The sequence below is a fragment of the Chitinophaga sp. NPDC101104 genome, assembly GCF_050277495.1.
GTDB lineage: Bacteria > Bacteroidota > Bacteroidia > Chitinophagales > Chitinophagaceae > Chitinophaga.
Genome location: NZ_JBNNSF010000005.1, coordinates 180889 through 198294, shown reverse-complemented (window position 1 = coordinate 198294; position 17406 = coordinate 180889). Strand labels below are relative to the sequence as shown.

Annotated in this window: 17 protein-coding genes; 9 read left to right on the top strand and 8 right to left on the bottom strand. The window is 54.5% G+C overall.

Features of this window, described 5'->3' with window-relative positions; all coding sequences use genetic code 11:
* The first annotated feature begins 67 nt into the window (after positions 1-67).
* From ACQKLP_RS26080 to rfbD, 6 genes are read left to right on the top strand one after another with little or no spacing between them, the layout of a single operon-like run.
* A complete protein-coding gene (locus ACQKLP_RS26080) occupies positions 68-1195 on the top strand; it encodes a DegT/DnrJ/EryC1/StrS family aminotransferase (RefSeq protein WP_427326111.1) in 1128 nt (375 codons plus the stop codon).
* A 6-nt stretch (positions 1196-1201) separates the two neighbouring features.
* Positions 1202-2533, top strand: coding sequence for a UDP-glucose dehydrogenase family protein (locus ACQKLP_RS26075; RefSeq protein ID WP_427326109.1), 1332 nt, complete (start codon positions 1202-1204; stop codon positions 2531-2533).
* A complete protein-coding gene (locus tag ACQKLP_RS26070) occupies positions 2530-3477 on the top strand; it encodes a UDP-glucuronic acid decarboxylase family protein (RefSeq protein ID WP_341841245.1) in 948 nt (315 codons plus the stop codon). Before ACQKLP_RS26075 ends, ACQKLP_RS26070 begins: the two co-directional genes overlap by 4 nt.
* A 15-nt stretch (positions 3478-3492) precedes the next feature.
* A complete protein-coding gene (rfbB, locus tag ACQKLP_RS26065; RefSeq protein ID WP_427326107.1) occupies positions 3493-4548 on the top strand; it encodes a dTDP-glucose 4,6-dehydratase in 1056 nt (351 codons plus the stop codon).
* Entirely contained in the window at positions 4548-5108 is a 561-nt protein-coding gene (gene rfbC, locus ACQKLP_RS26060; RefSeq protein WP_427326105.1) for a dTDP-4-dehydrorhamnose 3,5-epimerase, read from the top strand. The genes rfbB and rfbC overlap by 1 nt, the downstream gene beginning before the upstream one ends.
* 11 nt (positions 5109-5119) lie before the next feature.
* The gene (rfbD, locus tag ACQKLP_RS26055) at positions 5120-5968 is read left to right on the top strand and encodes a dTDP-4-dehydrorhamnose reductase (RefSeq protein WP_427326103.1); all 849 of its coding nucleotides are present in this window, start codon (positions 5120-5122) and stop codon (positions 5966-5968) included.
* A 4-nt stretch (positions 5969-5972) separates the two neighbouring features.
* On the opposite strand, the gene ACQKLP_RS26050 is transcribed toward rfbD, so the two are convergent.
* Complete coding sequence (locus ACQKLP_RS26050) at positions 5973-6626, bottom strand: ABC transporter ATP-binding protein (RefSeq protein WP_427326101.1); 654 nt, start codon at positions 6624-6626, stop codon at positions 5973-5975.
* Positions 6627-6723: 97 nt separating this feature from the next.
* Between ACQKLP_RS26050 and ACQKLP_RS26045 the strand changes: the two genes are divergently transcribed.
* Positions 6724-6945 carry a DUF2795 domain-containing protein gene (locus tag ACQKLP_RS26045; RefSeq protein WP_012794455.1) on the top strand — a complete coding sequence of 74 codons (222 nt, stop codon included), beginning with the start codon at positions 6724-6726 and terminating at the stop codon, positions 6943-6945.
* 126 nt (positions 6946-7071) lie between these two features.
* Here ACQKLP_RS26045 and ACQKLP_RS26040 read toward each other — a convergent pair whose 3' ends face one another.
* The 5 genes from ACQKLP_RS26040 to ACQKLP_RS26020 form a co-directional block, all read right to left on the bottom strand.
* Complete coding sequence (locus ACQKLP_RS26040; RefSeq protein WP_427326097.1) at positions 7072-7884, bottom strand: enoyl-ACP reductase FabI; 813 nt, start codon at positions 7882-7884, stop codon at positions 7072-7074.
* Positions 7885-7932: 48 nt separating this feature from the next.
* Positions 7933-9585, bottom strand: a complete 1653-nt coding sequence (gene recN, locus ACQKLP_RS26035) for a DNA repair protein RecN (protein ID WP_427326096.1) — start codon at positions 9583-9585, stop codon at positions 7933-7935.
* Positions 9586-9607: 22 nt separating this feature from the next.
* Positions 9608-11095 carry a tetratricopeptide repeat protein gene (locus ACQKLP_RS26030; protein WP_427326095.1) on the bottom strand — a complete coding sequence of 496 codons (1488 nt, stop codon included), beginning with the start codon at positions 11093-11095 and terminating at the stop codon, positions 9608-9610.
* Between the two features lie 76 nt (positions 11096-11171).
* Positions 11172-11924 (bottom strand): zinc ribbon domain-containing protein, encoded by a 753-nt coding sequence (locus tag ACQKLP_RS26025; protein ID WP_427326094.1) that lies wholly within the window; start codon positions 11922-11924, stop codon positions 11172-11174.
* Between the two features lie 3 nt (positions 11925-11927).
* Positions 11928-13022, bottom strand: a complete 1095-nt coding sequence (locus tag ACQKLP_RS26020) for a Nif3-like dinuclear metal center hexameric protein (protein WP_427326093.1) — start codon at positions 13020-13022, stop codon at positions 11928-11930.
* An 81-nt stretch (positions 13023-13103) separates the two neighbouring features.
* On the opposite strand from ACQKLP_RS26020, the gene ACQKLP_RS26015 reads away from it, so the two are divergent.
* Positions 13104-14621 carry a carboxypeptidase M32 gene (locus ACQKLP_RS26015; protein WP_427326091.1) on the top strand — a complete coding sequence of 506 codons (1518 nt, stop codon included), beginning with the start codon at positions 13104-13106 and terminating at the stop codon, positions 14619-14621.
* A gap of 38 nt (positions 14622-14659) precedes the next feature.
* On the top strand, positions 14660-15844 hold the full coding sequence (locus ACQKLP_RS26010; protein WP_427326090.1) for a serine hydrolase domain-containing protein: 1185 nt from the start codon (positions 14660-14662) through the stop codon (positions 15842-15844).
* 124 nt (positions 15845-15968) lie between these two features.
* Here the strand turns inward: ACQKLP_RS26010 and ACQKLP_RS26005 are convergent, their stop codons facing one another.
* Together ACQKLP_RS26005 and ACQKLP_RS26000 are read right to left on the bottom strand one after the other, a co-directional pair.
* A complete protein-coding gene (locus ACQKLP_RS26005; protein WP_427326089.1) occupies positions 15969-16646 on the bottom strand; it encodes a rhodanese-like domain-containing protein in 678 nt (225 codons plus the stop codon).
* A gap of 64 nt (positions 16647-16710) precedes the next feature.
* A complete protein-coding gene (locus ACQKLP_RS26000; protein ID WP_126247530.1) occupies positions 16711-17316 on the bottom strand; it encodes a methyltransferase domain-containing protein in 606 nt (201 codons plus the stop codon).
* Positions 17317-17406: the final 90 nt, after the last annotated feature.

Sequence of the window (17406 nt, the reverse complement as noted above, 5' to 3'; positions counted from 1 at the left end):
GCAAAGATAGTCTCTGCAGCCTAACCCAAAATTTGTAAATTTGCCCTCTCATAAAAAGACATCGTTCATGGTCCCAATTCAGATGGTGGATTTAAAACGCCAATACAACAAAATCAAGCCCGAGGTAGACGCAGCCATGTTGGAAGTGCTGGACAGCGCCGCATTCATTAACGGAGCCCCCGTCCAGCAATTCGCACAGGAACTGGGGCAATACCTGGGGACCAGGCATGTCATCCCCTGTGCCAACGGGACCGACGCCCTTCAGATCGCCATGATGGCGCTGGGGCTTCAGCCCGGAGACGAGGTGATCACCCCGTCGTTCACCTTCATCGCCACCGCCGAAGTGATTGCCCTGCTGCAACTGAAACCGGTGTTCGTGGACATCGATCCCAAAACATACTGCATTGATCCCCAGGCGATTGAAAAGGCCATTACGCCGAAAACGAAAGCCATCGTGCCGGTACACCTTTACGGACACAGCGCAGATATGGACAGCATCATGGCAATCGCCGAAAAACACGGCCTTTACGTGATCGAAGATAACGCCCAGGCCATCGGCAGCGATTATACCTCGAAAAACGGCGTTATCAAAAAAGCCGGGACCTTCGGCCACATCGGCTGCACATCCTTCTTCCCCAGCAAAAACCTGGGATGCTATGGCGACGGCGGCGCGCTCTTTACCGACGATGATGCCCTGGCCGCGAAGATCCGCATGGTAGCCAATCACGGCCAGTCTGCCCGTTATTACCACGACGTAGTAGGCGTCAACAGCCGGCTGGATACCCTGCAGGCCGTGGTGCTCCGCATCAAGCTGCAACAGCTCGACCAATACATTGCCGCGCGCCGCGAAGTGGCTGCCGCTTACGACAAGGCTTTCGCCGGAAACAAATATATCGTCACACCCTACCAGGCGCCCAACCAGGTGCACGTGTTCCACCAGTACACGCTCCAGATCGAAGGGAAAGACCGCAACGAGCTGCAGGCGTTCCTCGCCGAGCAGAAAGTGCCGGCGATGATCTATTATCCCGTGCCCGGGCATCGCCAGAAAATGTTCGAAGGCATGACCGAAACCCATCAACACCTTCCTGTTACCGATACACTGACCACCAAGGTCATCTCCCTTCCCATTCACACAGAAATGGACGCAGACCAACTGAATCACATCATTGAATCCGTTCTTTCATTCTTAAAATGATCCCCCATGAAAATTACAGTGGTTGGCACCGGTTATGTTGGTCTTGTGACCGGCACCTGTTTCGCTGAAACAGGCAACAATGTTACCTGTGTCGACATCGATGCCGGCAAAGTAGCGAAACTCGCCGCCGGACAGATTACCATTTATGAGCCAGGTTTGGAAAAATTGTTCGAGCGCAATCTCAAGGAAGGCCGCCTGCAGTTCACGACCCAACTGAAGGAAGGCGTGAGCGATGCCGACGTGATATTCCTCGCGCTCCCTACCCCTCCCGGTGAAGACGGCTCCGCCGATCTCTCCTACATCCTGAAAGTGGCCGATCAGCTGGGTTACATCCTGGAAGATTACAAAGTGATCGTCGACAAGAGCACGGTACCGGTTGGTACGGCCGAAAAGGTGCGCGAAGCCATCGCCAGGAACGCGAAAGTAGAATTCGATGTGGTGTCTAACCCCGAATTCCTCCGCGAAGGCGTGGCCGTGGAAGATTTCATGAAGCCCGACCGCGTTGTGATCGGGACATCTTCGGAAAAAGCCCGCAAGGTGATGGGCGAACTGTACGCGCCTTATGTTCGCCAGGGAAACCCGGTGATCTTCATGGACGAAAAATCCGCCGAGCTGACCAAGTATGCCGCCAATTCGTTCCTCGCCACCAAGATCTCCTTTATGAACGAGATCGCCATTCTCTGCGAGCGCCTGGGCGCAGACGTAGACATGGTGCGCCGCGGTATCGGCAGCGACGACCGCATCGGCAAACGCTTCCTCTTCCCCGGCATCGGGTATGGCGGCAGCTGTTTCCCCAAAGACGTGCAGGCACTCGTAAAATCTTCGCAGGATGCCGATTATGATTTCCGCATCCTCAATGCGGTGATGGACGTGAACGAGCAACAGAAAGTGTTTCTCCTCCCCAAGATCGAAGCGTATTTCGACAACGATCTGAAAGGAAAGCATTTCGCGCTGTGGGGCCTTGCGTTCAAGCCCAATACGGACGACATCCGCGAAGCACCCGCATTATACATCATCGACCGGTTGCTGGCGGCGGGCGCTACCGTTTCCGCGTTCGACCCGGAAGCCATGAGCAACGTGAAACAGCTGATCGGCGACCGTATCCGTTACGTGGACCATCAATATGAAGCATTGGAAAATGCCGATGCCCTGATCATTGCCACGGAATGGAGCGTATTCCGCACGCCCGACTTCGACAAGATCCGTACCCACCTCAAAGATCAGGTTATCTTCGACGGCCGGAACCTGTTCGATGTTCCCAGGATGCAGGAACTCGGTTTCCATTATGAAAGTGTAGGAAGACAAGCCGTTACCCGTTTAAACTCTGTAGTAAAATGACAAAAAAACGTGTGCTCATCACAGGTGCGGCAGGGTTCCTCGGTTCCCACCTTTGTGATCGCTTCATCAAAGAAGGATTTCATGTGATCGGGATGGATAACCTCCTCACCGGCAATATCAAGAACATCGAACACCTTTTTCCTTTAAAGGAATTCGAATATTTCCATCATGATGTGACCAAATTCGTCCATGTACCCGGCGAACTGGATTACATCCTGCATTTCGCTTCACCCGCCAGTCCGATCGATTATCTGAAGATGCCGATCCAGACGCTGAAGGTGGGTTCCCTCGGCACGCATAACCTGCTGGGGCTGGCCAAGGAAAAGAATGCCCGCATCCTTGTGGCGTCCACTTCCGAAGTATATGGCGACCCCAACGTTCACCCGCAGCCCGAAGAATACTGGGGCAATGTGAACCCCGTGGGCCCGCGCGGCGTGTACGACGAAGCGAAGCGTTTCATGGAATCCATCACCATGGCTTACCACAACTTCCATGGCGTGGATACCCGCATCATCCGCATCTTCAACACCTACGGCCCGCGCATGCGGCTCGATGACGGCCGCGCTTTGCCGGCGTTCATGAGCCAGGCGCTTACCGGCCAGGACCTCACCGTTTTCGGCGACGGTTCGCAAACACGTTCCTTCTGCTACGTGGCCGACCTCGTGGAAGGTATTTTCCGCCTGTTGATGAGCGATTACCATATGCCCGTCAACATCGGCAACCCGGCAGAGATCACCCTGCTCGAATTCGCGGAAGAGATCATCAAACTGACCGGGACCAAACAGAAAATCGTATTCCAGCCGCTGCCGAAAGACGATCCGAAACAACGCAAGCCCGACATCACCAAGGCGAAAGCATTGCTCGGATGGGAACCGAAAGTAGACCGTGCGGAAGGATTGAAGATCACCTACGAGTATTTCAAACAGGCGCTCGGGAAAGCCTGAGCCAATAAACACCGTATGAAGAAAACCATTTTGATTACAGGGGGAGCCGGTTTTATCGGCTCCCATGTTGTAAGGCTTTTTGTTAACAAGTATCCATCGTACACCATCGTTAACGGGGATGCGCTCACATATGCCGGGAACCTGGAAAACCTGAACGATGTCCAGGATAAACCGAACTATGTTTTCGAGAAAATTGATATTACGGACGAGAACGGCGTCTATGCAGCTTTCGAAAAATATCATTTTGACGGCGTGATCCACCTCGCTGCAGAAAGCCATGTAGACCGCTCGATCCTCGATCCGCTGGCGTTCATCCGTACCAACGTGCTCGGTACCGCCGTGCTGCTGAACGCTGCGCGTAAATACTGGAAAGACGATATGGACGGAAAACGCTTCTACCATGTGTCTACAGACGAAGTGTACGGCTCCCTCGGCGAAGAAGGCTTCTTCACGGAAGAGACCGCCTACGATCCCCGTTCGCCCTACTCCGCGTCCAAAGCCAGTTCCGACCACTTCGTGCGGGCATATCATCATACGTACCATCTTCCGGTCGTGTTGAGCAACTGTTCCAACAACTACGGCTCCCATCACTTCCCGGAAAAACTCATCCCGCTGGCCATTCACAATATCCGCAACAATAAGCCCATCCCCGTTTACGGGACCGGCGAAAACGTGCGCGACTGGCTGTTTGTGGACGATCATGCCCGCGCCATCGATACCATTTTCCACAACGGTGTAACCGGCGAAACATACAATATCGGCGGCTTCAACGAGTGGAAGAACATCGACCTCATCCGTCTGCTTTGCAAGATCATGGACAGCAAGCTGGGCCGTGAACCGGGAACCTCCGCGCAACTGATCACTTTTGTGAAAGACCGTGCAGGCCACGATCAGCGATATGCGATTGACGCCAGCAAGCTAAATAAGGAGCTGGGCTGGGCGCCGAGCCTGCAATTCGAGGAAGGACTGGAAAAAACGGTAGACTGGTACCTGGCCAACCAGGACTGGCTGGACCATGTGACCAGCGGCGCTTATAAAAAATATTACGAAGAACAATACCAACAACGATAATGCCTTTAACCGCCACCGGCTTCCCCGGGCTGTATATTTTCGAACCCGTTGTGCATACCGATGCACGCGGGTATTTTTTCGAAAGCTACAATGCCAACACTTTTCGGGAAGGAGGCCTGGACATCCAGTTCAGACAAGACAACCAGGCGCGCTCCACTTATGGCGTATTGCGCGGGTTGCACTACCAACTGGACCCACATTCCCAAACGAAGCTGATCCGCGTGCTGGAAGGCCGTATATGGGACGTTGCGGTGGATATCCGCAAAGGGTCGCCTACGTACGGACAAGTATATACCATCGAGCTTTCGGCTGAAAACAAAAAGCAATTGCTGATACCACAGGGTTTTGCACATGGGTATTCCGTACTGAGCCCTACTGCTGAAGTGTTCTACAAATGCGATAATTTCTATCACAAGGCGAGCGAAGGCGGCATCCGGTACGACGATCCCTCGCTGAACATCGACTGGGGCTTCCCCCTGGCCGATGCCATCATTTCCGGGAAAGACGCGGAATTGCCTTTGCTGGCAGACTGCCGGCATAATTTCACCTTCCAGCCTTAAAAAAAGACGCCATGAAAAAAATACTGGTAACCGGTGCCAAAGGTCAGCTAGGCCTGTCCATGCAAGCCGTTTCCTCCAAATTTCCCGATTTCCAGCTGGTGCTGACCGACCGTGAAGAGCTCGACGTCACCGATGCCGACGCCGTTGCCGGTTTCCTGGATAGCCAGGACATCGACGGGGTGGTGAACTGTGCCGCCTATACGGCTGTTGACAAGGCGGAAACCGACGAAGAAGCGGCTTTCCTGCTCAACTTCCAGGCAGCCCTGCTGCTGGCCGAAGCCGCCCAGGCGAAAGGTATCGCTTTCATCCAGGTGTCTACCGATTATGTGTTCGACGGCCGTCAGAACCGGCCTTACACCGAAAGCGACGATGCCTCGCCCCAGAGCATTTACGGCGCGTCCAAGCTCCGTGGAGAAGCGGCGGTACTGGGCTCCTATCCCAACGCCATCGTGGTGCGCACATCGTGGCTGTATTCCCGCTATGGCGTGAATTTCTTGCTGCGTATGCAGGAGCTTATGCAAGAAAAGGAAAGCCTCAACGTCGTGTTCGACCAGACCGGAACGCCTACCTATGCGCCCGACCTGGCGGAAGCCATTTTCACGATACTCTCCCACCCCGCCCCCGAAGGCGGCGTGTACCATTACAGCAATGAAGGTGTAGCCACCTGGTACGATTTCGCGGTGGCGATCCGGGAACTGACCGGCGCGGCCTGTAAAGTGCAGCCGATCACCTCCGATCAATACCCCACACCGGCGCAACGCCCGGCTTACAGCGTATTGAACAAAGGCAAGATCAAGGCGGCTTTCGGACTGGAAATACCTTACTGGAAAGACAGTTTGGCAGTATGCCTGGGAAAATAGTCCGCTAAGCGACTATTTTCCCATCCTTCATGACGAGTTGCCGGTCGCTGAGCGTGGCCAGCTCTTCGTTATGGGTAACGATAATAAAAGTTTGACCGAACTGGTCGCGGAGCTGCAGAAAGAGTTGATGCAGCTCTTTCGCATTATGGGAGTCGAGGTTACCGGTGGGCTCGTCTGCCATTACCACATCGGGTTTGTTGATGAGGGCCCTGGCAACGGCCACGCGCTGCTGTTCGCCACCGGAAAGCTGCGTGGGGCGGTGGTGGAGGCGGTCTTTGAGGCCGAGCGTTTCAAGCAGGTATGTTGCCCTTTCACGCACTTCGTTTTTGCGGGTGCCGGCGATAAAACCCGGGATACACACGTTTTCGAGGGCGCTGAATTCAGGCAGCAGGTGGTGGAACTGGAAGATGAAGCCGATATGGCGGTTCCTGAAATCTGCCAGGGCATCGCCTGCCAAATGGCTGGTTTGCACATCGTTAATGAAGATTTCCCCGCCGGAAGGCGCATCCAGCGTACCGAGGATATGCAGCAACGTGCTTTTCCCTGCGCCAGACGACCCTACGATCGTAACGATCTCCCCTTTACTGACAGAAATATCCACCCCCCTCAAAACAGGCAGGTTGGAATAATTTTTGGTGACATTGCGAGCAACAAGCATAACCGAACGATAAATAACCGTTAAAATAGTAATAGTTGTTTATTTCAAATTAAATAATACTTTTGCGAAAATTTGGAAAAGTAAAAATTTATATACGATGTACTGGACCTTAGAACTAGCGTCGTACCTGGAGGATGCTCCATGGCCGGCCACAAAAGACGAGCTCATAGATTACGCCATCCGCTCCGGTGCACCCATCGAAGTTATCGAAAACCTTCAGGAACTGGAGGACGAGGGGGAAATTTATGAGGGCATTGAGGATATCTGGTCTGACTACCCGTCACAAGACGACTTCTTCTTCAACGAAGACGAATACTAAAAGACGCCGTATTCCTGCCCCATTGTCATTCGCCCCTTAGCGTATGCCTATGCTGCAAAAAATTAAACCGTCCTGGTGAGCAACTCCCGGGACGGTTTTTATTTTTTTGGCCCGAAGGCGAAAGGCTTATTTTTCCATTTGTTCGATCACGTCGCGGGATACGCCGGTGAAGGAGAAACCGCCGTCGTGGAACAGGTTCTGCATGGTTACCATGCGGGTGTAGTCGGAGAACAGGGTAACGGTGTAATCCGCGCACTGGTCGGCGGTCGCATTACCGAGGGGGCTCATTTTTTCAGCGTAACTGATGAACCCGTCGAACCCTTTTACGCCGCTGCCTGCCGTGGTACGGGTGGGCGACTGCGAAATGGTGTTGATGCGTACTTTATTCTTCACGCCGTAATGGAAACCGAAGCTCCGGGCGATGGATTCCAGCATGGCCTTGTTGTCTGCCATATCGCTGTAATCGGGGAATACGCGCTGAGAGGCGATGTAGGTGAGTGCCACCACAGAGCCCCATTCGCTGATCGCATCCAGCTTGTAAGCCGTTTGCAGCACGCGGTGGAGAGACATGGCCGAAATATCGTTCCCTTTATGGAAAAAGTCGTAGTCCAGGTCGGTATAGGGTCTTCCTTTGCGAACGTTGACGCTCATCCCGATAGAATGCAGGATAAAGTCAATTTTACCACCGAAATGTTCCATGGACTTGGTGAACAGGTTGTTCAGATCGTCCATGCTGGTGGCGTCTGCAGGTATTACCGGGGCGTTGCAGGTTTCGGCCAGCTTGTTGATCTCCCCCATGCGCATGGCGATGGGAGCGTTCGTCAGCACGATTTGCGCGCCTTCTTCCACACAACGCACGGCTGTTTTCCAGGCAATGGAATTTTCATCCAGCGCACCAAAGATGATCCCTTTCTTCCCTTGTAATAAGTTATGAGCCATTGATTAAAATTTGGGCAAATTTAGCAGTTAAAGTCGAAAATTGAAATCTTATTGCGTAACCATCTCCCGCGCGTTCTCCAGCGCCGCCTGCGTAGGCTTCTCCCCGCCCAGCATCTTCGCAATGGCCGTGATCCGCTCTTCCTGCGTAAGCAGCCGTACGCCCGTCTTCACCTTATCGTCCACCAACTGCTTATACACAAAGTAGTGTGCGTCTGCCTTACCGGCCAGTTGCGGCTGGTGGGTGATGCAGATTACCTGGTGCCCGCGCGCCAGTTCTTTCATGATGATCCCCACCTGTTTGGCGGCTTCGCCGGAAATACCGGTATCGATCTCGTCGAAAATGAGCGTGGGCAATGATACCGACCGCGCCACCAGCGATTTGATGCACAGCATCAAACGGCTGAGCTCCCCGCCCGAGGCCACCTTGCGGATGGGCCCGAACTGGTTGCTGCGGTTGGCATCGAACTGGAACTCGATCGTATCTTTCCCGAAAGCCTGCAGCGCGCCTTCGGCGATTTCCACCCGGATGCGCGCATTGGGCATGCCCACCTGCGCCAGCAGATCGTTCACTTTCGCTTCGAAGGGCGCCGTTTGTGCCTTGCGCTGGTCGGAGAGCTTTTGCGCGTCTTTCTCCAGCACTTCCTGGCTTTCGGCCAGTAGCTTTTCGGTTTCGCGGATGCGGTCGTCGAGGTTGAGGACGCCGTCCAGCTTTTCCTGGAGCTGGTCGCGGATGGCCAGCAGCGCGGCCGTATCCTGCACGCCGTGCTTTTTCAGGAGCTTGTAAGCGACGGCCAGCCTTTCGTTCAGCTGTTCCATCCGCTCGCCGTCGAACTGAACGCCGTCGTTAAGGCGATCCACTTCTGCGGCGAGGTCTTGCAGCTCGAGGTAGCTCGACTGCATCCTTTCGGCGATGGGCGGCACGTCTTTATGAAAGGCCGACAGCCCCTGGAGGCTTTGCTGCAGCTGGCGCAACTGCTGGAGGAGGGGCTGTTCGTCTTCCTTCAGCTGGAAGTAGATCCGGTTCAGCGTGCCCTTGATCTCTTCGGCGTGGCTCAGCAGTTGCTGTTCGGCTTCGAGTTGTTCTATTTCATTGTCCTGCAGGTTGATTTCGAGCAATTCGTCGAGCAGGAACCGGTTGTAGTCGGCTTCTTTGTTGGCATTGTCGCGCAGGGCCGTCATTTCCCGTAATTCGCGCTGCAGGCGGGCATATTGGCTGAACCGCTTGCCGTAGGCCTGCAAAAGCTCCGTATGCCCCGCCAGCGCGTCTATCACTTCGCGCTGGAAGTTGGATTTTTCCAGTTCCAGCGTGTCGAACTGCTGGTGGAGGTCAACGAGGAGGGAGCTCAGTTCCTGGAGTTGGGACAGGTTGACGGGCGTATCGTTGATGAACGCGCGCGATTTGCCGGCGGCGCTGATCTCGCGGCGGATGATCACAGGATCGTCGAGGTCCAGTTCATTGGCCTCGAAAAAGGGTTGCACCTGTGCCGTTTTTACCCGAAAAGCGCCTTCTATGACGCACTTCCGGGTTTTATCGAACAGCACGGCCGGGTCTGCCCTTTCACCGAGGATGAGGCTGAGGGCGCCCAAAAGGATAGATTTACCGGCGCCGGTTTCGCCGGTAATGACGTTTAGGTTGCCGGCGAAATCGACTTCCAGCTCGTCGATGATCGCGTAATTCTGAATAACCAGGCGGTATAACATATCAGTGTTGTTCCGTTGTGTTTTATTTACCGTCGAGCCGGAGCATGCCGGATTTGGCGCGCTGGTCGAGGGAATTTTTGTAATCGTGGCCTTCCATATCGAGGCAGGTCTGGAAGTAGGTACGGGCTTTTTGTTTGTCGCCCGCTTTTTCATAGATGTACCCGGCCTGGAGCGCTGCCCTTGCGGCAAAGTATTCCGGCCGGTTGGTGCCGATCTTGATGGTGGCTTCGTACAGGCGAAGCGCGGCCGAATCGTTCCCCATTTCGTCGTAAATCCGGGCCAGGCGGTAGGCGTATTCCAGCTTTTGCTCCACCAGGGAGAAATCGGTCGTTTTTTTGGACAGGAGCAGGTCGCGCGCTTCGGTATAAAATCCGCCGTCGCTCAACAACCGGGCTTTCAGCAGTATGGCGTTGGGCCATTTGCCGCTTTTGGCTTCTTTCTGCGCCTGTTTGTCGGCATCCGTTTCCATGTTGCCGCGTTGGGGAACGAGGTTCCGGTAATATTGCGCCTTCGCCATATCGCCTTTCAGGTAATACGCCCAGCTCAGCCGCTGGAGGGCTTCCTTCATATAGAATTTGCCCTTGAAGCCGTTCACGAATTTTTCGAGGTGGGCGATGGCGTCGGCGTCGCCGCGTTCGAACTTCATGAGGCCCATGGCGTACTCGCTGTACCAAAGGTGCGCGTATTCAGGGCTCGGGCGGCGTTCTTCCAGCACCCGGATGCCCTGGTCGGCTTTCTGGTTATTGAGGCTCAGGTTGGCCACCATCAGGGCGAAAAGATAGTTATTTTTTGTGTCCAGCTGTTTTTTCTCCACGAAATCCCAGAGTTGTTCCGGTTTGTTTTCGATGAACAGCTTGAGGTAGCAATAATAATAGTAGGATTCTTCGCGGAAGATATCGGCCACGGGGTCCCGGCTTTCGATGACCTGCGAGAGGTTGCCCATCCCCTGTTTGATGCTGCCGCGGAGGCCGAGGATGTTGGTGATCCATTTATAGCCTTCGGGGATGGTGCCGAACACGGTTTGCATGGGCCCGAGGATCATTTTGTTGGGCAGGAAACCGGGATATTTGCGCTCATTCTCTTTCAGGGTGATGTACGATTTGCGCACTTCCCATACGGCGTCCCACTTTTCCCCGAATTTCACTTTGATGAGGGCCCACTGGAATTTCACCACCGCCTGGGTGTAGAGGTAATACGGACTGTCTTCCGGGCCTTCCGCGAGCTTGTCCAGCCGCGTGGCGCGCAGTTTCCGTTGCTGGGCGTAGGCGCCGGCGTCTTCATTGAAAAACAGGGTGAAGAAATCCGCGTAGTTCTCGATGAAATAAGGAAGGAGGTTGTCGGGGTTTTCGCGCTTTTCCGCTTCCAGGAGCCCGATGCCCGTTTGCAAACGGAGCTGCATGATCGCGTGATAGGCTTGCTGGCAGCGGTCGTTGAAATCGTAACGGGGCTGCCGCGCGCTCACGGGCACGACTATACTGCATATCAGGGCGAAGAGGAGGATAAAACGCATAGGGGCAAAAATAAGGAACTCCGCGCAATGGATATGCGCGGAGTTCCTAACATGTTATTATTTCGGCGACCGGAACTTAAATGGTTACGGTGGCGTCGAGATCATTATCTACCAAGATACGTCCGCAATGTTCGCAAACGATGATCTTTTTGCGGTGGCGGATTTCCGCCTGGCGTTGCGGCGGGATGGCGTTGAAGCAGCCGCCGCAGGAATCGCGCACGACGGTTACCACGGCCAGGCCGTTGCGGTAGTTCTTGCGGATCTTTTCGTAAGCGGCGAGCAGGCGGGCATCCACTTTGGTGCGGGCTTCTTCGCTCTGCTTTTCGAACCCTTTTTCTTCTTTTTCGGTTTCGCCGATGATTTTCTCCAGTTCCCCTTTCTTATGTTTCAGGTTGGTTTCCTTGTCGCTGATGGTGCGCTTGGCTACCTCGAGGGAGCGGGATTTTTCCTTGATATCGTCGTTAGCGTCGCGGATGTGCTTTTCTGCCAGTTTGATCTCCAGCTGCTGCATTTCGATCTCTTTGGAGATGGCTTCGAATTCGCGGCTGTTCTTCACATTATCCTGCTGCTTCTCGTATTTCTTGGCCAGCGCTTCCGCATCTTTGATGGCGTTTTTCTTGGCGGCTACGAAATCCTGGATGCCTTTGATCTCGTCTTCGATATGGGCCAAACGGTGGTTCAGGCCTTCAATCTCATCCTCAAGATCCCGCACTTCGATCGGCAACTCCCCTTTCAGGATCTGGATTTCATCCAACTTGGAATCGATCTTCTGTAACCGCAGTACAGAAACCAGCTTTTCCTCGACGTTGTATTCTTTTACAGTAGCCATGTATTATAAATAATTTACCGGGTTTGTGTTGATGGTAGATTTTAGAGGCGCGAAGTTACTAAAATTTTCAGTCAATATATGATAAAATAAGTCTACTGCGAACTGTTCGCTTTCAAAATGTCCGACATCTGCGATAATTAATTGATTTTCAGCATCAAAAAATTCGTGGTATTTGAAATCGGCCGAAATGTAGGCGTCTGCCCCGGCGCTCCGGGCCTGCCTGAGCAGGAAGCTCCCCGCCCCGCCGCACACCGCCACTTTCCGCACATTTTTGCCCCGCAGGGGGGTATAGCGCACGCATCCCGTGCGGAAACGCTCCTTCACCATCCGGAGAAATGCCATTTCGTCCATCCCTTCCGGCAACTCGCCGATCAGCCCCGATCCCACCTCGGCCCAGCGGTTTTCCAGCTTCACCACGTCGTACGCCACCTCCTCGTAAGGATGCGCCTGGCGCAGGGCGGCCGTCACCGCTCCTTCCAACTGTGCCGGGAATATGACCTCCACCTTCACTTCCGCCTCGCCATGCCGCTCGCCGGGCTTGCCGACGAAGGGGTCCGTTCCCTCACCGCCCTTGAAAGTGCCCGTTCCTTCATGGTAAAAACTGCATTCGCTGTAATTCCCGATATGACCCGCCCCCGCGGCAAACAGCGCATCCTGCACGGCCGACGCGTGCCCGGCCGGCACAAAGGTGTACAATTTGCGCAAAAGGCCCTGTTTCGGGTCGAGGACGCGGGTTTTCTCCAGCCCCAGCTGCTTTGCCATCATGGCGCTCACACCGGCGCGCACATTGTCGAGGTTCGTATGGGCCGCATACACCGCAATATCGTTCTTGATGGCCTTGATCGCCACCCTTTCCACGTAATTGCGGCCCGTAATGCGCTTCAGTCCGCCGAAAACGATCGGGTGATGCGCGATCACCAGGTTGCAACCCTTTTCGATGGCCTCGTCGAGCACCGCTTCGGTAGCATCCAGCGTGAGGAGCACACCTTTCGCCTCCCATCCGGCATGGCCGAACAGCAACCCCGCATTGTCATAACTTTCCTGGTAAGCCGGCGGCGCAAACCGCTCGATCACTTGTATGATGGATTGAATCGTCATATCTTCAAGATAGTCAACATTCCGCATCCGAAATTGCTGGCGCGGATTAGTTGTTTAGATTTGTAAAATAAACCGCTTTTCATGACAGTGCAAAAAACTTCAGCAGACCTTTACCAGGACTATACCGCCCGGATGCAGCAAATCGCCGACGTACGCAATTCCGTGTCCATCCTCGGATGGGACCAGGAAACCTACCTCCCCGAAAAAGGCGCGGAATTCCGCGGCCGCCAGATCACCACGCTCAGCACCATCTCCCACGAACTGTCTACCGCCCCCGCCCTCGGCGATCTCCTACAGGAACTGAAAAGCCGCCAGGACCTCGACGACGTGCAGCGCCGCAACGTGGAACTGTCTGCCGAAGACTTCGAAAAACAGCGGAAATACCCCGGCTCCTTCGTAGCCGAGCTCTCCACCGCCTCCAACGCCGCCTATCACGCCTGGATCAAATCCCGCAAGGAAAAAGACTTTTCCGTGTTCGAACCGATGCTGGCCAAAATGGTGGAACTGAAGAAAAGGGAGGCCGACATCCTCGGATATACCGGCCACCCTTACGACGCGCTGCTCAATGAATACGAAAAAGGCGCCGACGTAGCCATGCTCGACGCCATCTTCCGCGACGTGCGCCAGTCGCTCCTCCCCCTGCTGCAGCAAATTGCCCTTCAAACCCCGCCAGACAAGAAGTTCCTGAACCGGCTCTATCCCAAAGACCAGCAATGGCAGTTCGGGATCGATATCCTCAAAGCCATGGGCTATGATTTCGGCGCGGGCAGGCAGGATGTGTCCGAACACCCCTTCACGACGAGCTTCAATCCGCTGGACGTCCGCGTGACCACGCGCATCGACGAGCAGGACCTCGGCAATATGACCTGGAGCTGTATCCACGAAGGCGGCCACGCCCTGTACGAACAAGGTCTGCCCGTGGAACAGTATGGCCTTCCCTGCGGCGAAGCGGCCAGCCTGGGCATCCACGAATCGCAAAGCCGGCTCTGGGAGAACAATGTGGGCAGGAGCCTCATTTTCTGGCAGAAACATTACGGCCATCTCCAGGGGCTGTTCCGCGCCAACCTGCAAGCCGTGCCCATCATGGATTTCTACAAAGCCATCAACCAGGTGCAGCCCTCGCTGATCCGCACCGAAGCCGATGAGCTCACCTACCATTTCCATATCATGATCCGTTACGAGATCGAAAAGGGATTGATCGGTGGCGATCTGCAGACGAAAGACCTGCGCGACATCTGGAACCAATATTATCTCGATTTCCTCAACGTGAAAGTGACGGACGATATGCACGGGGTGCTGCAGGATATTCACTGGAGCCACGGCGCTTTCGGATACTTCCCGACGTATTCGCTCGGCAGTTTTTATGCGGCGCAGTTCTTTTCCGCCGCCCGCAAGCAGATCACGGGGCTGGACAGCGCCATCGCCGATGGCCGGTACAACGGCCTGCTGCTTTGGCTGAGGGATAATATCCACCGCCATGGCAGGTATTACACGTCCAATGAGTTATGCGAAAAAGTAACCGGCGAGAAGCTCAATTTCAAACATTTCATGGCGTACGCGCAGGAGAAATACGGGAAGATGTATAATCTGGAAGCATAGTAGCCGCGGAGCTCACGCTTACTGAAAATAAGTTCTGTATGCGTTCAATCACCTGTTTACTGCCGGCCCTGTTGCTCACCATGGCATGGGCCGGCGGTTTTGCCCAAACTATCCGGCGGATCGACGGGTCCGGCATAGAAGCGCCGGCGCTCGACGCGCGGGTTCGCCAGCTGATGGCGGATGCGAAGGTCACGGGGCTTTGCCTGACCATTTTCAACGATAACCGGCCCGTTTTCGCGAAGGCGTACGGTTATGCGAAAGCGGCTACCATGGAGCCGATGACGCCTTCCACGCATTTGTATGGGCTTTCCCTCAGCAAGGCGGTTTTCGCACATTTGGTAATGCAGCTGGCCGACCGGAAAATCATCGATCTGGATAAACCGCTGGTGGAATATTTGCCACGGCCGCTGATGGATTATACCTTTCCCGGCAAGCTATCCAATTTTAAAGACCTGGAGGGCGACGAGCGCTACAAAAAAATCACGGCCCGGATGTGCCTCGATCATACGACCGGGTTTCCCAACTTCCGGTGGTTTGAGCCAGACAAGAAGCTCCGGATCAAGTTTGAGCCGGGCAGCCGCGTGAGTTATTCCGGCGAGGGGATGTACCTGCTGCAAATGGTGATCCAGGAAATGACAGGAGAAAACCTGGAATCGCTGGCGAGGCGGTATATCTTCGGGCCCTGCGGCATGGAAACGTCGAGCTACGTGTACCAGGCCGGATATGAGAAAGCCTATGCGGTGGGGCACGACAAAACGGGCGACAGCACTTTCTTCCCGCGGCGGCCGCTCGCCAATGCGGCCGGCTCCCTCACTACTACCATGGACGAATTCAACCGGTTCTACACTATGCTGATCAATGGGAAACGGTTGTCGGGAAAGGCATTCAACGAAATGACGGGCAGCCAGATCCGCATCCGTTCCATCCAGCAGTTCGGTCCTTTGTCGTGGCGGGATTCCACGTTGAACGATGGCATACAGCTGGGATACGGATTAGGGTTCGGGGTGCTGCAATCGCCGTATGGCAGGGCTTATTTCAAGGAAGGTAACGACCAGGGCTGGGGGCATTATACCATCGCCTACCCCGACAAAAAGATCGCGGTAGTGATATTGACCAATTCCGACAACGGGGAGAGTATTTTCAAATACCTGCTCGAGGCGGCTATCGGTGATGTATATACGCCATGGTATTGGGAGAATTATATTCCGTGGGATATGCGGTAATTTAACCGGATTTGCCTGATTTGGCGGCATGACATCCTGGGCCGTAAATCAAAATCCTCAAATTCATCATCCCGATCGGATACTGACGGGCATAAAAAAAGGGGCTTAACGGCCCCTTTTTCATTTATTTCATCGCTTTGCGGAATTCTTCCGGCTCCACGGTCCCGGATTTCCGCCAGACTTCCTTCCCGTTCCTGTACAGGATGAAAGTGGGCAATTCGGTGGCGTTGATGGCCTTCATGACATCGGTGTCGTTTCCGCCGTCGACGTTGAGGATTTTGATTTTCTTTTCTTCGGTGAACTGTTTCACGATGGGCGCCATTTTGCGGCAGGGCGGGCACCATTCGGCGCCAACGTCCACCAGGATCCAGTCGCTGCTGGAGATGGCCTGTTTGTAGAGGTCCATGCTCATTTGCGGCACTTTTTCGCCCCCGGCGATGGGTTTGCTTTCGGCTCTCCAGGCGTTGATGCCGCCGGAAAGGTCGGTCACGTCCCTGAAACCGTTATCTGCCAGCCATTTGGCAGCAGCGCCGCTCCGTCCGCCTACGAGGCAGTATACGAATACGGGTTTGGACTTGTCGAGGGATTTGACGCGATGGGCGAATTCTTCCTTATTGGTGAAATCGGCCTGGAGCGCGTTGGGCAGGTGGCCGGTCTTGAATTCCTTGGCAGTGCGGACATCGAGCAGCTGAACGTCTGACTGGCGAAGGCCTTTTTCAAACATATCGGCCGAAACGGTCTGTTGGGCGTTGGCAAAGGTTACGCTACAGAGCAAAGCGGCAATGGCTATGAGATTTTTCATCGGTTTCCTTGATTGTTTTGTCTTTAACGGCTAATCCATAAAGATACACAATCCATGGGAAACGTTACGACCGGCGGCGGCCTACGCTGTCGAGTTTCCGGAAATTGATGAACACTTCCCGTCCAGACCTTGCGGGATGCGAGTTATAGCAGGGGGCGAAGGTTTTGAAGGCGAAATACGGTTCGAACATCCTGCGGTAGACTTTGATGCCGCCGCCGAACGGGGGGCCGGGCTCGTCGAACTCGCGGTTGAAGAGCACCCCTACCAGGCGGCCTTCTTCCCAAAGGAGGTCGTACATATGCCGCGCGTAAGCTTGCCGGAGGGCCGGGTCCAGCGCGCAAAGGAAGGTTTGTTCCACGATCAGGTCATACTCGGCCTCATGCTCGAAAAAGTCCCCCGTTTCGAACTTGATCCCCGTCCCGGAAAATTTCTGCTTCAAACGGTCGATGATCACGGAAGAAATATCCAGCACGGTAATATCGCGGAACCCGCTGTCCCACAAATACTTGGCTTCATAACTGTTACCCCCGCCCGGGATAAGCACCCGGAGGTTTTTGTTGGGCAGCTGGTCGAAATAATCCCGCAAAGGGGGTGATACGGTTCCCATGTCCCATTCGGTTTCCCCGCGCTCATAGCGCGCATTCCAATAAGCTTTATCCAATTCAGCCATATCCATTTGGTTTGGAATTCGGACGTAAATCCAAGTAAATGTACTTCTTACACATCCGTTATGGGGGCAAATAAATAATTAATCGCTTAA

Coding starts and splice junctions, on each gene's coding strand:
- ACQKLP_RS26080 (WP_427326111.1), top strand. CDS start 68: ATGGTCCCAATTCAGATGGTGGATTTAAAACGCCAATACAACAAAATC.
- ACQKLP_RS26075 (WP_427326109.1), top strand. CDS start 1,202: ATGAAAATTACAGTGGTTGGCACCGGTTATGTTGGTCTTGTGACCGGC.
- ACQKLP_RS26070 (WP_341841245.1), top strand. CDS start 2,530: ATGACAAAAAAACGTGTGCTCATCACAGGTGCGGCAGGGTTCCTCGGT.
- rfbB (WP_427326107.1), top strand. CDS start 3,493: ATGAAGAAAACCATTTTGATTACAGGGGGAGCCGGTTTTATCGGCTCC.
- rfbC (WP_427326105.1), top strand. CDS start 4,548: ATGCCTTTAACCGCCACCGGCTTCCCCGGGCTGTATATTTTCGAACCC.
- rfbD (WP_427326103.1), top strand. CDS start 5,120: ATGAAAAAAATACTGGTAACCGGTGCCAAAGGTCAGCTAGGCCTGTCC.
- ACQKLP_RS26050 (WP_427326101.1), bottom strand. CDS start 6,626: ATGCTTGTTGCTCGCAATGTCACCAAAAATTATTCCAACCTGCCTGTT.
- ACQKLP_RS26045 (WP_012794455.1), top strand. CDS start 6,724: ATGTACTGGACCTTAGAACTAGCGTCGTACCTGGAGGATGCTCCATGG.
- ACQKLP_RS26040 (WP_427326097.1), bottom strand. CDS start 7,884: ATGGCTCATAACTTATTACAAGGGAAGAAAGGGATCATCTTTGGTGCG.
- recN (WP_427326096.1), bottom strand. CDS start 9,585: ATGTTATACCGCCTGGTTATTCAGAATTACGCGATCATCGACGAGCTG.
- ACQKLP_RS26030 (WP_427326095.1), bottom strand. CDS start 11,095: ATGCGTTTTATCCTCCTCTTCGCCCTGATATGCAGTATAGTCGTGCCC.
- ACQKLP_RS26025 (WP_427326094.1), bottom strand. CDS start 11,924: ATGGCTACTGTAAAAGAATACAACGTCGAGGAAAAGCTGGTTTCTGTA.
- ACQKLP_RS26020 (WP_427326093.1), bottom strand. CDS start 13,022: ATGACGATTCAATCCATCATACAAGTGATCGAGCGGTTTGCGCCGCCG.
- ACQKLP_RS26015 (WP_427326091.1), top strand. CDS start 13,104: ATGACAGTGCAAAAAACTTCAGCAGACCTTTACCAGGACTATACCGCC.
- ACQKLP_RS26010 (WP_427326090.1), top strand. CDS start 14,660: ATGCGTTCAATCACCTGTTTACTGCCGGCCCTGTTGCTCACCATGGCA.
- ACQKLP_RS26005 (WP_427326089.1), bottom strand. CDS start 16,646: ATGAAAAATCTCATAGCCATTGCCGCTTTGCTCTGTAGCGTAACCTTT.
- ACQKLP_RS26000 (WP_126247530.1), bottom strand. CDS start 17,316: ATGGCTGAATTGGATAAAGCTTATTGGAATGCGCGCTATGAGCGCGGG.